This is a genomic window from Phreatobacter sp., assembly GCF_030691135.1.
In the GTDB taxonomy this organism is placed as follows: domain Bacteria; phylum Pseudomonadota; class Alphaproteobacteria; order Rhizobiales; family Phreatobacteraceae; genus Phreatobacter.
This window is the reverse complement of the sequence record NZ_JAUYFA010000011.1, coordinates 1-14082: the sequence shown is the minus strand read 5'-3', so window position 1 is coordinate 14082 and position 14082 is coordinate 1. Positions and strand designations below refer to the sequence as shown.

Sequence of the window (14082 nt, the reverse complement as noted above, 5' to 3'; positions counted from 1 at the left end):
GGGCGCCTCCCGGCGCCCTTTGCCTTGTCTGCCGGGTGAGCCGCCTCAGTCGAAACGGCCGCTCGCATGGGCGAGGAGGGTGAACACCTTGCCGGTCTCCGAGGTCAGGTAGGACTTGGCCAGCGACCCGTCGCGGTCGTTGCGGTCCACGTCGGCGAGGAGCCGCTGGAACTCGTCGACATAGCGGTCGACGGTCTCGCGGAAATCCGCGTCGCGGCGATAGCGGCGACGCAACTCGTCGAAGGTTTGCTGGCCCTGGGTCGTGTAGAGGCGGCGCGAGAAGACGTTCCTCTCGCCCCGGCGCCAGCGGTCCCAGAGGTCGGCGACGGCATCATGATCCACCATCCGCGCGATGTCGGACGACAGCGCATCGAGATTGTCGAGTGCGGCCGGGGCAGGGGTGCGGCGCTGCGCCGGACGCATCGGCTGCCCGGCCTGGTCCTCGGTGGAGGCTCTGGCGAGAAGGTCCGACAGCCAGCCGCCGGAGCGGTCGGCGGCCTTCGGCGCCTCGGCGCGGGCCGGGGCCTCGCGTCGCGGTTCGACGGAGCGCGGCTCAGGCGTCCGCGGCTCGGCGATGCGGGCCTTGGGGGCCTCGCGCACCGGCTCAGGGCGCTCTTCCGGCCGCGGCAGGTCGGCGACGGCACCACGCAGCGGCAGCGGTGTTTCCTCGCGGACGACGCGACGGGGCGCTGCCGGGGAGGGCTCGGTGACGTCGAAGGCGCGTCCGGACTTGGCGACGATGTCGTTCAGTTCGGCCAGAGCCTTGATCTGGTCGGCCACGACGCGCCGCATCGCGGCGGCGTTTTCCTGCGTCTCCTTCGGGATCTCGATCATGCCGCGCGACAGCTGGTCCCGCGTTTCGGCGAGTTCCCGCTGGATCTCGCTGCTCATCGCCTTCATGCCCGAGGTCAGGGTCTCGAAACGCTCGGCGGCTTCGCGGAACAGAGCGTGCATTTCGTGCGTCGCCTGCTCGTAGGCCGAGCGCATGGCGTGGGTGGTGCGCTCGCGCTCCTTGCCCGTGGCGAGGCGCAGCGTCTCCGCCTGCTCGCCGATCGCCTGCGTCGTCTGGTTGGTCGACTCGACCAGGACGCGGCCAATTTCGCGGGCGCGGCCCTCGGCGGCGCCGAGATTGTCGTCGAGAAGGCCGGTGAAGCTCTTCACCAGATTGTCCATGTCCTCGGTCTTGGAGGCGAGGTGGTGGACCAGCGCCTCGATGACCTCGCGGCGCGTATCGAAGGAGGCGTCGAGACGCTGCTGCATCTCCTCGACCTGCTCCGCCGCCGCCCCGAGGAGCCGCGCCTGGTTGTCGAAGCGCTCGGTCAGCGACGAGACGTCGCGCAGCACCGTGCCGGCGACATTGGTCAGCTGGCCGATCTGGCCGTTGAGCATCCGGGTCGAGGTTTCGGCCGCGGTGGACGCCGTCTCGGCCGAGGATGCGAACTGGCCGATCCGTTCGCCGAGCTGATTGTTGATCGCCGCCAGCGACTGCTCGGTCTGGGCCGCGACGTCCCGGATCGAGCCGTTGGTCTCGCCGAGGCGGGCGAGGACCGAGGCGATCTCGCCCCTCAGCTGATCGTTGGTCGAGGTAAGGGCGAGCACCGATTCGCGGGTGTCCGTTTCGATCCGGTTGCGCAGCAGTTCCGAGCTTTCCGACAGGATGCGGGCAGCCTGTTCGCTTGAATCGGAGATGCCGCGCGTCACGTCGATACCGGTCTGCGACAGGACGCGGGTGATCTCCGCACCCTTCTGGCCGATGACCTCGGTGATGGCGCCGCCGCGGTTCTCCAGCGCACGCACCACGATGTCGCCGACGCGGCTGACCTCGTTGGTGATCTGCATACCGTTGTCGCCGAGGCGGGTAATGAGATTGCTGCCGCGATCGTCGAGGAGCGAGGCGAGCTCGGCCGAGCGGGCGCCGAGGACGGCGTTGATCTCGGCGACGCGTATGGACAGGCCCTGAGTGATGTCGTTCGAGATCGTCGACAGCGTGCGCTCCACATCGTCGACATTGGTGCGCAGCGTCTGGGTGACCGTCTCGACCTTCTCGGTGAGCGTTTCGGCGATGTGCGAGCCGCGGGCATCGAGGGTCTGCGAGACCGATTCGAGCCGGCCGACGACGACCTCCTCGAAGCGGGCGACGCGGGTGTCGAGCGTCTCGGCCACTTCAAGCGCCCGACCGCCGAGCGTGCGGTTGATCTGGTCTACCTTGTCCGACAGCGTCGCGGTGATGAGGTCGGACTTGGCGGTGAGCGTGTAGGTGACCTCGTCCGACTTCTCGCTGAGGAGGCGGGTGATCTCCTCGGACTTGGCTGTCAGCGAATAGGCCACTTCCTCCGACTTGTCGGTGAGGAGGCGCGTGATCTCGCCCGACTTCGAAGCGAGCGTGTAGGTCACGTCCGCCGACTTGTCGGAGAGGATGCGGGTGATGTCCTCGGAGCGGGCCGCGAGGTTCTGTGCGATGTCCTCGGAGGTCGAGGCGAGGTTGCGCGCCATCTCCTCGGAACGCGAGGTCAGGTTGAAGACGATCTGGTCCGACTTGTCGTTCAGGAGGCGGGCCAGTTCGTCCGACTTGGAGGTGAGGTTCGAGGCGATCTCGTCGGACTTCGAGGTCAGCGTATGGGTGATTTCGTCCGACTTCGACGTCAGGTTGAAGGTGATCTCCGCCGACTTGTTCTCCAGCGCTTCGGTCACCGCCTTGCCACCCTCGCCGAGAACCTTGGCGAGTTCGAGCGTGCGGCTGGCGAGCGTCTCGTTGAACGCCTGGGCACGGGTGTCGAGCGCCTGGTCGATGCGGGCGAGGCGCCCGTCGAGGGCGTCGGTGATCTGGCCCGACTGCTGGGCCACCCGCTCGGCGAATTCCCGTGCATCTCCGGCGATCCGGTCGGCGAGGGCGATACCCTTGCCGGAGATCGTCTCGTCGAGAGCGGAAATGTGGCCGGACAGCTTGTGGTCGAGGAGGGCAGTATGGTTGGCGACCTGCTCGGTCAGCATCGAGGCATGTGAGCCGACGCGGCTCTCGAAATCGCCGGTGAGGCGGCTCACCGCATCCTCGAGATTGACGGCATGGCGGCCGACCGAATCTTCCAGCGTCGTCGCATAATGCGCGACCCGGCCCTCGAACGAGGCGGTGTGGCGCAATATGGCCTCGTCGAGACCGCTGGCGTGCTGTGACACGCGGCCCTCGAATTGCGCGGTGTGGCGGCCCATCGTCTCGTCGAGCGTCGTAGCGTAATGGCCGACGCGGCCCTCGAACTGCGCGGTGTGGCGGCCCATCGTCTCGTCGAGCGTCGTCGCGTAATGGCCGACGCGGCCCTCGAAATGCGAGGTGTGGCGGACGATGACGTCCTCCAGGTTCACGGCATGCTGGTTGATGCGCGTGTCGAAGCCGGAGGTGTAGCGGATGAACGCATCCTCGAGATGGGCGGCCTGTTCGCCCATCCGTGTCTCGAAGCCGTTGGTATAGCGGCCGAACGCGTCCTCGAGGCCCGATGTATGGGCGGCGACGCGGCTCTCGAAGTGGCTGGTGTAGCGGCCGATGGCGTCCTCGAGATGCGTCGCATGGGAGGCGACGCTGGTCTCGAAGCCGGACGTGTGCCGGTTGATGGCGTCGTCGAGTGCCACGACGTTCTGGGCGATACGGGTGACCACGGCCTCGCCGTGCGCGGTGGCGGTCTCGGTGATCTCTCCGGCGACGCGCTGCAACTGGCTGGTGACCTCGTCGCCGCGGGCGGCGAGGGCGTTGGTGACCTGCGCGCCGATGTCGCCGATGCGCTGGGTGAGGTCTGTGCCCTGGGTGGCGAAGGTCGACAGCACGTCGGTGCCGGCGAGCTCGATCTCCTCGCGCAGACTGGCGGTGCGCTCGGAAATGGCGGTGGTGACGGTCTCGCTCGCCCGACGCAGGGCGAGCTGCACGTCCTGGGCCTTCTCGGTGAGGCTTTCGACGACCTGGATGCCGACGTCGCCGATGGCGTTCTTGGCTTCCGCGGTGCGCTGGGTGATGGCCTCGGCGATGAGCTGGCCGGTAACGGCCAGGCGCTTGTCGAGCTCGTCGCCATGGGTGGTGACGGTCTGGTGGAGCTTGTCGCCGGTCTCGGCGATGCGGTCGGCGAGGGCGCCGCCGCGCACGGTGATGGTCTCGGCGACGTAGCTGCCGGTGGAGTCGAGCTTGTTGACGACCTCCGAGCCGCGCTCGGTGAGTTCGCCGACCAGGCGCTCGCCGGTGTCGCGCAGGCGCGTCGTGACCTCGTTGCCGCGAAGCGACAGTTCGGAGACGAACGCCTCGCCGGTTTCGCGCAGGGTGGTGGTGACCTCGCCGCCGCGGGTCGCCAGCTCGTAGACCAGGGTCTCGGCCGTCGACTTCAGCACCGAATTGACCTCGCCGCCGCGGCTGGACAGTTCATAGACGAGGCTCTCGCCGGTATCCTTCAGGCGGCTGGTGACCTCGTTGCCGCGCAGCGTCAGTTCGGAGACGAAGGCCTCGCCGGTCTCGCGCAGGGTGGTGGTGACCTCTCCACCGCGGGTCGACAGCTCGACGATGAGGTTCTCGCCGGTGTCGCGCAGGGTCGAGGCAACATAGTCGCCGCGCGTCGACAGTTCCGTGATGATGCTCTCGCCGGTCTCCTTGAGAGTCGAGGTGACGAAGCCGCCGCGGTCCGACATTTCGGCGATCAGCGCATCGCCCGTCTCGCGCAGGGTCGAGGACACCTCACCGCTGCGGGCGGCGAGTTCGGAGATCAGCGTCTCGCCGGTCGAGCGCAGCGTCTCCGACACTTCGCCGGTGCGGGCGGTGAGCTCGGCCACCAGGCTTTCGCCGGTCTCCTTCAGGCGGGCCGACACGTCGTCCGACCGCGAGGCGATGGCCTGGGTGATCTCGGTGCTGGTCAGGGCCAGGTGGTGGGTCATCGCCGTGCCGGTCTCGGACAGCTTCGCCGCCATACTGGTGCCGGTCTCGGCCATGGTCACGGTGACGATGTTGCCGGTATCGGTCAGAACCGAGGTGACGCGGTCGCCGGTCGTCGACAGGGCGCGGGTGACCTCGTCGCTGGTGGAGGCGAGGCGGTCGACGATGTCGGAACCGCGCAGCTGGATCTGGTCGATCATGGTGTCGCCGGCCCGGCCGAGCGCCATGGTGATGGCTTCGGCCTTCTCGCCGAGCGAGGAGGTGACGCGCATGCCGGATTCGTCGATGCGTCGCGCGAGCTGATCGCCGGCATCGGCGATCTGGTTGGCGACCTGCTCGTGAACGCCGGTCATCGAGGCGCGCACGCGCTCGGCATTGGAAACGATGGCCTCGCGCTGGGTGACCAGTTCCTCGATGAGCGAGCGCACGCGCAGTTCGTTGTCGCTGTAGGCGCGCTCGAGCGAGGCGACCTCATTGTGGACGAGCGTCTCGAGCTCGCCGGCCCGCGCCAGCGCCCGCTCGACGCCGTCACCCATGGCGGCGACCTCGCGGCGGATGGCCTGGCCGACCGAGACCACGGCCTCGCGCGCCACCGTCTCGGGCTCGGCGAGCCGCAGCGCGACCTCGCTCATGCCCTGGGCGACAATGCGCATTTCCTGGGAGCGGCGGATCAGGGCGCCCATGACGAAGAAGAACATGACGGGGAGCAGCAGCACCGCCGCGAGCGTCAGCGTCTGCGGGGAATAGGGATCCGGCAGGGTGTTGTCGTAGAGCCGCGAGGCGATGACGAGGCCCGCGCCGAGCCAGCCGATGGACAGCAGCGCGGCGGTCCACAGCGGGGCTGCCGAGGGGCGGCGCGACAGGCGCTCGAGCATCTGGGCGAGATCGCGGCGGTCGTCGTTGGCCGGTGGCTGCGAGGGCGAGATCACCTGGTCGGAGCGGCGCGTATCGGCGAAGAGATCCTCGTCGACCCGCATCGCCTCGCTCGACTGGCGCGATCCCGCATCGCGTCCAGTCGTCCGCACCGACGCCTTGGTCTGGTCCTCGCTGGCCAGATTCAGTGCGTCCTGGATGGCTGCAAGGGCCGCTTCGGCCGGATCCTGCGCCTTCTTGGGAGTGTTCGCCATGGTGTCGCCCGCATCCTTTGACTGCCGACCGTCCTGCATCCACCCGCAACGATGCGCCCCAAGTGCCTCTTGGCCGCATCGAACACGGATGGCAGACAACAGTCCGCCGCAGCATGTAATCTACCGGGGGGTCCTAAGGATTGAAACCTGTCGGAGCCGCAGTTTCCGATTCATCGTTAACGGATGGGTAACCATGACCGATGATGGGCATCTTGCGAAAGCGCGGAAGGGACAGGGTGCCCTCGCGTCCGCCTCGCCGAAACCCACCCCGGTGCAGCGCCGCTGGCTGCTGCGGGGCGCGGCTCAGCCCGGTGGAAAACTCCCCCTCTTCGACGCCGAAGGGCGGGAAGTGCCGCGCGCGACGATCCGGGCCTGCCTCGCGGCCGGCTGGGTCGAGCCCTGGTTCGCCAATCCCGTCAAGCCCGACTGGCTCGTCTGCAAGCTGACGGCTGCGGGGCGGCGGGTCGTCGGTCAGGGTGCCGACGGCCCTTAGCGCGATCCGGGATCGGAAAGCGGCGACGCTCCGGCGCTTTTCATCCGGTCGATGTGAAGATCCATGCCGCGCGCCATGTCGTACGCGATCATCGCCGCCGTCAGCGGATCGGTATGGACGTGGACGGCCTCGACGAAACCCTGCGTCGAATAGGCGAAGGCTGCGGCCTCGCGGCTGATATCGGGCGACAGGAGGGCGCGGGCCAGGCTTTGCGATACGTCGCGGGATCCGCGCATCGCCGGCTCCACCGGCAGCCGCACGGCCTGCAGCGCCTCGGCGAAGCGGTCGATCCGCTCTTGACGCCCCCAGCGCCAGATGAGCGCGTTGGACGCCGCGGTGATGAACCAGAGCACCGCACGGGCGACGTAGATCACCATCATCAGCGCCGCCACCGTCGTGATGAAGCCGCCCCTGCCGATCGCCAGCGCTGCCGTTGAGCATAGCGCCAGCTCGACAGCCAGCCGGATGAGCGTGGCGCGCAGGGCGATCCCACGTGATCGTTCGAACACCATGCCGTGCTTCTCCGGTGCGATGCGGTCCGGGATCGATTTACCACCGATCAACCTCAAAGCCAGAACGCGTGCCGCTTCCGCCGCGCTTTAACTCCGCTTTCGCCGTCGCGCCGCCATGGTGCTCCTGCAGGGAAGACGGGAGGACAAACCTCCTCCAACGACAAACACGCCCCGGGACGGGCGATCGGTCAAGCAGGGGACACCAAGACAATGGCACGTATCATGTCGGACGAATTTCTGGGCAGCAGCCTGCCCGTCGATCTCACTCATCTGTCGCGGCAGACATTCGGCGACCACGATCTGGAGCGCGAGGTTCTGGTGCTCTTCGAGCGCCAGTCGCGCACCATGCTGGAGCGGCTGCGCAACGCCACCAACGCCAAGACCTGGGCGGAAGCGGCCCATACGCTGAAGGGCTCGGCGCTGGGCATCGGCGCCTTCGGAGTGGCCCAGGCCGCCGAGGCGGTCGAATGCGATCAGGTCGACCATCTCTCCTCCCGCGCCTGGGACGATCTGGCGCGCCTCGAAAACGCGGTGAACGAGGCCAACGGCTTCATCTCGACGCTGCTGCGCGCCGCCTGAGCGGCTCGAAGACGGTGCGGGCAGCGATCATGCCCGCCGGCCTCTGGCGAACTGGCACACCTTTCGCTATGTCAATCCCGACGGGAACCGCCGCGTGGTCAAGCGGCGGTTTCTTCGTGTCGGGCCCTGCGGGCGCCCGTTGACGTCACGCGAAGGGCAGGGAGCCGATGCCTCAGATCATCTTCATCGACCACAGCGGCGAGAAGCGACCGGTTGAAGCCGCCAGCGGCGCCACCGTCATGGAAGCCGCCATCAAGAACGGCATTCCCGGCATCGTCGCCGAATGCGGCGGCGCCTGCGCCTGCGCCACCTGCCACGTCTATGTCGACGATGCCTGGAAGGCGGCGACCGGCGAGCCCTCCCACATGGAGGAGGACATGCTCGATTTCGCCTTCGACGTGAAGCCGACGTCGCGCCTGTCATGCCAGATCAAGGTCACGGATGCCATGAACGGGCTGATCATCCACACCCCCGAGCGCCAGGGCTGATCCGGCCGGGCTCCGCCTATCCCGATCCCGCCATGCCTGCAGGGACGCTAGCCCCTGCAGGGGCCTCATGTGTCTATCCGCCTTGGCAAGACGCCCCTATCCGGCTTGATGGCAGGCCGATGCGCGGAGACAAGCGCCATGCCTCCTCAGCCGGCGGAGCGCCCGCTCGCCGCCATTGCCGCCCAGTTCGTCTGCTTCATGCTGATATCGGTGGCCGACACGATCCTGAAGATCATCGTGTCCGAACTGCCGAGCTGGCAGATCATGGCGATTCGCAGCGCCTCGGGCCTCGCCATCCTGACCCCGATCATCCTCGTGCAGATGCTGCGCGGTCGCGGCACCATCGTCACCCGCCGTCCCGGGGCGCATCTGTTCAGGGCGAGCCTCTCGGCCGTGTCGGTCTTCGCCTATTTCGAGGCCCTGCGCGAACTCGATCTGCCTGTCGCCACCGCCATCCTCTTCATCACGCCGTTTTTCGTCGTGGCGCTCTCCGGCCTCGTTCTGCGTGAACCTGTCGGCCTCAACCGCTGGATCGCGGTTGCGATCGGCTTCCTGGGGGCGCTGGTGATCATCCGCCCCGGGCCCGAGGGCGTGTCCATCGCCGCCCTGCTCGCCGTGCTCTCCGCCGCCACATGGGGCGCCGCGATGGTCGCCATCAGGGCGCTCGGCAAGACCGAGGGCACGCTGGCGATCCTCTTCTACTTCAACCTCTTCATCTGTCTCATCGCGCTGGTCTTCGCGATTCCGGGCTGGCAGCCCGTCCCGCTCTGGCTGCTGGGGGTGATCGGGCTCAACGCGGTCATTCAACTTGTCGCCCAGTCTTTCATGCTGATGGCCTTCAGGTTCGCTTCCGCCTCGGTCTCGGCGCCGGTGCAATACACCCAGCTCCTCTGGTCGGTCGCTGCCGGCTGGTTCATCTTCTCGGTCATGCCCGGCCCCCATGTCTTCGTCGGCGCCGCCATCATCGTCTTCAGCGGCCTCTATCTCATCTGGTCGGAACGCCGGCCGCGGTCCCCCGGTTGAGGGTGAGCCCTTGCCCCTGCACCGGCGAGGGGGCACATGGGAGGCGTTGAGGGGGGTGCGATGCGCCGGCTGATCCTGTTCAGGCACACCAAGTCGGACTGGCCGGCGGGCATGCGCGACTTCGAACGCCCGCTCGCCGCGCGCGGGCGACGCGCCGCCCCGCTGATAGGCCGCCTCATTGTCGAACGCGGGCTCGTCCCCGACCGCGTGGTCGTCTCGCCGGCCGCGCGCACGGTCGAGACCTGGGCGCTGGCGAGCGCCGGTCTCGCGCAACTGCTGCCGGGCGAACGGGACGGCCGCATCTACGAGGCGCCGGCCTTCATGCTGGCCAACGTCATCCGCGAGACCGCCGACGTCGTCGCTACGCTGCTTCTCGTCGGCCACAATCCCGGTATCGAAACCCTCTGCGACGACCTCGTCGCCGACGGCCCCGAGGACCAGCGCCGCCGCCTGTCGCGCAAATATCCGACCGGAGGCCTCGCGGTGATCGACTGCGCCATCGATCACTGGCGCGATCTCGGCCCCGGCTGCGGCACGCTCGTCTCGTTCACGGTGCCCCGCGACCTCGACAGCGAGGCCGAGTAGATGGTCTGGACAGGCTGGGTCAACGAGACGCGGCTCGCGGCGCGCTCCATCGCGGCCTATGCGACCGACTGGGTCAATCCGACGCTGCGGCTCGGCGTCACCGGCCTGTCGCGCTCGGGCAAGACCGTGTTCATCACCGCCCTCGTCCACGGCCTGCTGACGGCCTCGCGCTGGCCGGTCTTCGAGCCGCAGGCGCAGGGGCGGATCGCCCGTGTGCGTCTCGAGCCGCAGCCCGACGATGGCATTCCGCGCTTTCCCTATGAGGATCACCTGGCGACGCTGACCGGTCCGCGAGATTGGCCGGAGGGAACAAAGCGCATTAGCGAAATCCGGCTAGCTATTGATTTCGCATCGAATACAGGCTTCATGCGCGGTACCGAAAAGACGCTGACCCTCGACATCGTCGACTATCCCGGCGAATGGCTGCTCGACCTGCCGCTGCTCGCCCAGTCCTATGCGGAATGGTCTCGGCGCAGCGTCGAGGCGGCGCGGCGGCCGCCGCGCGCGGCCCTGGCGCAGGAATGGCTCGCCGCGACTGCGGAGATCGATCCCTTCGGCAAGGCCGACGAGACCGAAGCCCGGCGCCTCGCTGACAAGTTCACGCGCTACCTGAAATCCTGCCGGGACGAGCGCGTGTCCTTGTCCACCCTGCCGCCGGGGCGCTTCCTGCTGCCGGGAGAAATGGAAGGCTCGCCCGCACTCACCTTCGCCCCCCTCGACCTCGGTAGCCGGGAGCCGGCCGGCGACAGCCTCGCCGCGCTGATGGACAAGCGCTTCGAGAGCTACAAGCGCCTGGTGGTGATGCCCTTCTACGCCAACCATTTCGCCACCCTCGACCGCCAGGTGGTGCTGGTCGACGCTCTCGCCGCGCTGAATGCCGGTCCGGCGGCGCTGTCCGACCTCGAACTGGCGCTCTCCGACGTGCTGACCGCCTTCCGTCCCGGCGCCAATTCCATCTTGTCCTCGTTGCTGGCGCGGCGCATCGACCGCATTCTCTTCGCCGCCACAAAGGCCGACCACCTGCACCAGACGAGCCATGACCGGCTTGAGGGGCTGCTCCGACGCCTGACAGACCGGGCCATCCGCCGCGCCGAATTCGCCGGCGCGCGCGTCGAGCCGATCGCGCTCGCCTCTTTGCGCGCGACGCGCGAGACCACCGTCACCCAGCGCGGACAGAGCCTCGCCTGCATCGTCGGAACGCCCATGCCCGGCGAACAGGCCGGCGGCGAGATCTTCGACGGGTTGCGGGAGGTGGCGGTGTTTCCCGGCGAGTTGCCGCTCGATCCGACGGGGCTTTTTGCCGGCCCCGAGGCCTTCCGCGGTGAGGATTACCGCTTCGTGCGCTTCCTGCCACCAAAGGCCGATCCCAGCCAGGCCCTGCCGCATATCCGCCTCGACCGGGCAGTCGAGTTCCTCATCGGAGACCGCCTGGCATGAGCAAGGCTCCGACCCCGAAGCCGCAGGTGTTCCGGCTCGATTCCGACGCGGTGGAGATCGCTCCGCCGAGCGACGCGCCGGTCGAGGACCGCCGCCCCGAAGCCGTGATCGCCGCAGAAGCCGCGGCGCCGCCCGCGGGCGCGAGCCTGTGGACGCGGCTGTTCTGGGTGGGGCTCGGCGGCCTCGTCTCGCTCGCCTTCGGCATCGCGGTCTCGACGCTCATCGACGACCTCTTCACCCGCGCCGCCTGGCTCGGCTGGGCCGGCGTCGCCGCGCTCGTCCTGTTCCTGGTGGGGGGGCTCGCCCTGCTCGGGCGCGAGATCTTCGCCCTGCGCAGCCTCGCCCGGCTCGATACCCTGCGCGAACGCGCGGTGCAGGCGCTTCTCGACAAGGACGACCGCGCCGCCGCCCGCGTCGCCGGCGATCTCCTCGCCGCCATGGCCGGTAATGCCCGCACGGCGCGCGGCCGCATCGCCGTCCAGGCGGCCTTCGCGGAGGGCGTCGTCGACGGCGCGCAGCGCCTGCGCATCGTCGAGCGCGAGCTTCTCGAACCGCTCGACCGCGAGGCGACCCGGCTGGTGGCGGAAGCCGCGCGCCGGGTCTCGGTCGTCACGGCGGTCAGTCCGCGGGCGGCTGTCGATCTCGCCATGGTCTTCGCCACCGCCGTGCGGCTCATCCGGCGGATCGCCGAGGTCTATGGTGGCCGGCCCGGAACGCTCGGCATGTTCAAGCTGGTCCGCCACGTCCTCGCCCACATGGCCGTGACGGGCGGCATGGCGGCTGGCGACACGGTCCTCGACCAGATCGTCGGCCACGGCCTGGCAGCCAGGCTTTCCGCCAAGCTCGGGGAGGGGGTGTTGAACGGGCTTCTCACCGCGCGCCTCGGCATCACTGCCATCGCGATCTCGCGGCCGCTGCCCTATATCGGCGCGCCGCGCCCGGACGTTCGCGACCTCGTCGGCGATGCGATCAGCCTGCGAGGCGACCCGTAAGCCGGAACAGCGCGCGACCGATGCTTGACCGACGTCAAGGACTACGCCCGCCCCGGCTGTCATTGTCCCGGCATCACCGGGAGAACAGCCATGTTCCAGTCCATTCTCTGCCCCGTCGACACCTCCGAGCCGGGGCTCGAGCAAAAGGCCCTGTCCGTCGCCAAGCTGCTGGCCGAGGCCAACGGCGCGTCCATCACGCTGCTGGCCGTCGTGCCCGACATGCCGGTGATGGCGGCCGAGTATCTGCCCGCCGACTTCCACAAGACTCAGATGAGCGAATTCCGCCGGGTGCTTGAGGACATCGCCACGGCATCGGGCCTGCCGAAGGAGCGCGTCAGGACCAAGGTCCGCATCGGCCGCCCCTATCACGAGATCCTGGAGGAGGCGCAGGCTTCCCATGCCGATCTCATCGTCATGGCCTCGCACCGGCCGCGGCTGGCGACCTATCTGCTCGGCTCCAACGCCGCCCATGTGGTGCGGCATGCGACCTGCTCGGTCATGGCGCTGAGGCCCGAGGCGGCTTGACGTCGGGGAGGAGGATGGCCGGCGGGTCCAGCGGGTCAAAGGTGGCCGGCCGGTTCTTGGTCAGCCACAGCGACATCTGCCAGACGGTATAGCCGCCGATGAAGGCGACGAGGCCCATCAGGCCCCAGTTGACGGCGCTGATCGCCTGGAACGCCAGATAGGCGAGGGAGATGGTGAGCCCGGCCGTCGTCGCCGCAATGATCATGTAGCGCCAGGCCGGCTCGCCGGCGATGAACCGGGCATTCGGCGAGGTCTGGCCGATCCTGGCGCAGAGGGCCCGCACGAAGGCGGTGAAAGGCGCGTCATGGGCTTCGATCTCGACCATGCCGCGCCAGGACACGTTGGAGAACCAGTTCTTCTTGCCCAGTCGCTGGCGGACCTCGACCCGGTAGCGCCGGGTGTAGAGATTGGCGGGGCGGAAGACGATCCTCACGCTCTCGATCTGGTGCAGCGGCAATCGCCCCGTCGATCGCCCGTCGGACCAGGCGAGATCGCGCTCCTCGATGGTGAAGCTGATCTCCGGACCGATCAGCTTCGGCCGATGGCGGAAGGTCGGCCGCCCCTCGTGGTCACGCCACAGGTCGGGGGCCTGCGAAAGGGCGTCGGCTTCGGCGAGGGCGTCTGAACGGGTCATGACGCGTCTCTACACGCGGCCGGGACGCGGCGGAAGGCAGACGGCGGCGCAGGCGTAACCTTACCGCGAGGTCGCATCGCCGCAGGGGCGCCGCGCGCCCTCCGCGCGGACCTGCGGCCTTGCCTCGCCGACCGGCCCAAGCCATGATCCCGGCTCGTCTTTTCGCCTTCGCGTCGGGGAGTGTTCCATGAAGGCCATCATTGTCGGCGGCGGTGTTGGCGGACTGACCACCGCCCTCATGCTCGCCGCGCGCGGCATCGGCTGCGAGGTCTATGAACAGGCCTCCGAGGTCCGCGAGCTCGGTGTCGGCATCAATACCCTGCCGCATGCGATCAAGGAACTGGCCGGGCTCGGCCTGCTGCCGCGCCTCGACGACGTCGCCATCCGCACCCACGAGCTCATCTACACCAACCGCTTCGGCCAGGAGATCTGGCGCGAGCCGCGCGGGATCGAGGCCGGCTTCGACGTGCCGCAATTCTCCATCCACCGCGGCCGCCTGCAGACCGTCATCTACCAGGCGGTCAGGGCGCGGCTCGGCGAGAGCCGCATCTTCACCGGCCACCGCCTCGGCGCCTGGAAACAGGACGACAGCGGCGTCACCGCCTGGTTCTTCGACCGCGAGGGGCGGCATGTCCGCACTGCGCGCGGCGACGTCCTGATCGGCGCCGACGGCATCCATTCCACCGTGCGCCGCTCGCTCTTCCCCAACGAAGGCCCACCGGCCTGGAACGGCATCATGCTCTGGCGCGGCGCGCTGGACTGGCCGGACTTCCTCACCGGCCGCTCC

General features: G+C 68.7%; 12 protein-coding genes. 9 read left to right on the top strand and 3 right to left on the bottom strand.

The window, feature by feature from the left end:
- Window positions 1-45: 45 nt before the first annotated feature.
- Window positions 46-6027, bottom strand: coding sequence for a hypothetical protein (locus Q8O26_RS01345; RefSeq protein WP_305572725.1), 5982 nt, complete (start codon window positions 6025-6027; stop codon window positions 46-48).
- 193 nt (window positions 6028-6220) lie between these two features.
- Between Q8O26_RS01345 and Q8O26_RS01340 the strand changes: the two genes are divergently transcribed.
- Window positions 6221-6520 (top strand): hypothetical protein, encoded by a 300-nt coding sequence (locus Q8O26_RS01340; protein ID WP_305572723.1) that lies wholly within the window; start codon window positions 6221-6223, stop codon window positions 6518-6520.
- Here the strand turns inward: Q8O26_RS01340 and Q8O26_RS01335 are convergent.
- Window positions 6517-7032 (bottom strand): hypothetical protein, encoded by a 516-nt coding sequence (locus Q8O26_RS01335; protein WP_305572721.1) that lies wholly within the window; start codon window positions 7030-7032, stop codon window positions 6517-6519. The two genes, Q8O26_RS01340 and Q8O26_RS01335, sit on opposite strands and share 4 nt — an antisense overlap.
- Before the next feature lie 210 nt (window positions 7033-7242).
- Between Q8O26_RS01335 and Q8O26_RS01330 the strand changes: the two genes are divergently transcribed.
- The 7 genes from Q8O26_RS01330 (at window position 7243) to Q8O26_RS01300 (ending at window position 12661) form a co-directional block, all read left to right on the top strand.
- Entirely contained in the window at window positions 7243-7611 is a 369-nt protein-coding gene (locus tag Q8O26_RS01330) for an Hpt domain-containing protein (protein WP_305572719.1), read from the top strand.
- A gap of 167 nt (window positions 7612-7778) precedes the next feature.
- Window positions 7779-8099 (top strand): 2Fe-2S iron-sulfur cluster-binding protein, encoded by a 321-nt coding sequence (locus tag Q8O26_RS01325; RefSeq protein WP_305572717.1) that lies wholly within the window; start codon window positions 7779-7781, stop codon window positions 8097-8099.
- Between the two features lie 138 nt (window positions 8100-8237).
- The gene (locus Q8O26_RS01320; protein WP_305572715.1) at window positions 8238-9122 is read left to right on the top strand and encodes a DMT family transporter; all 885 of its coding nucleotides are present in this window, start codon (window positions 8238-8240) and stop codon (window positions 9120-9122) included.
- Window positions 9123-9182: 60 nt separating this feature from the next.
- Window positions 9183-9707: a histidine phosphatase family protein gene (locus Q8O26_RS01315; RefSeq protein ID WP_305572713.1), complete on the top strand. Its 525-nt coding sequence runs from the start codon at window positions 9183-9185 to the stop codon at window positions 9705-9707.
- Complete coding sequence (locus Q8O26_RS01310; protein ID WP_305572711.1) at window positions 9708-11144, top strand: YcjX family protein; 1437 nt, start codon at window positions 9708-9710, stop codon at window positions 11142-11144.
- Window positions 11141-12136 (top strand): YcjF family protein, encoded by a 996-nt coding sequence (locus tag Q8O26_RS01305; RefSeq protein WP_305572709.1) that lies wholly within the window; start codon window positions 11141-11143, stop codon window positions 12134-12136. Before Q8O26_RS01310 ends, Q8O26_RS01305 begins: the two co-directional genes overlap by 4 nt.
- 90 nt (window positions 12137-12226) lie before the next feature.
- Entirely contained in the window at window positions 12227-12661 is a 435-nt protein-coding gene (locus tag Q8O26_RS01300; RefSeq protein ID WP_305572707.1) for a universal stress protein, read from the top strand.
- Here Q8O26_RS01300 and Q8O26_RS01295 read toward each other — a convergent pair.
- Complete coding sequence (locus tag Q8O26_RS01295) at window positions 12633-13295, bottom strand: hypothetical protein (RefSeq protein ID WP_305572705.1); 663 nt, start codon at window positions 13293-13295, stop codon at window positions 12633-12635. The genes Q8O26_RS01300 and Q8O26_RS01295 overlap by 29 nt on opposite strands.
- A gap of 187 nt (window positions 13296-13482) precedes the next feature.
- On the opposite strand from Q8O26_RS01295, the gene Q8O26_RS01290 reads away from it, so the two are divergent.
- On the top strand, window positions 13483-14082 hold a 600-nt coding region (locus Q8O26_RS01290; protein ID WP_305572703.1), incomplete at its 3' end, for an FAD-dependent monooxygenase.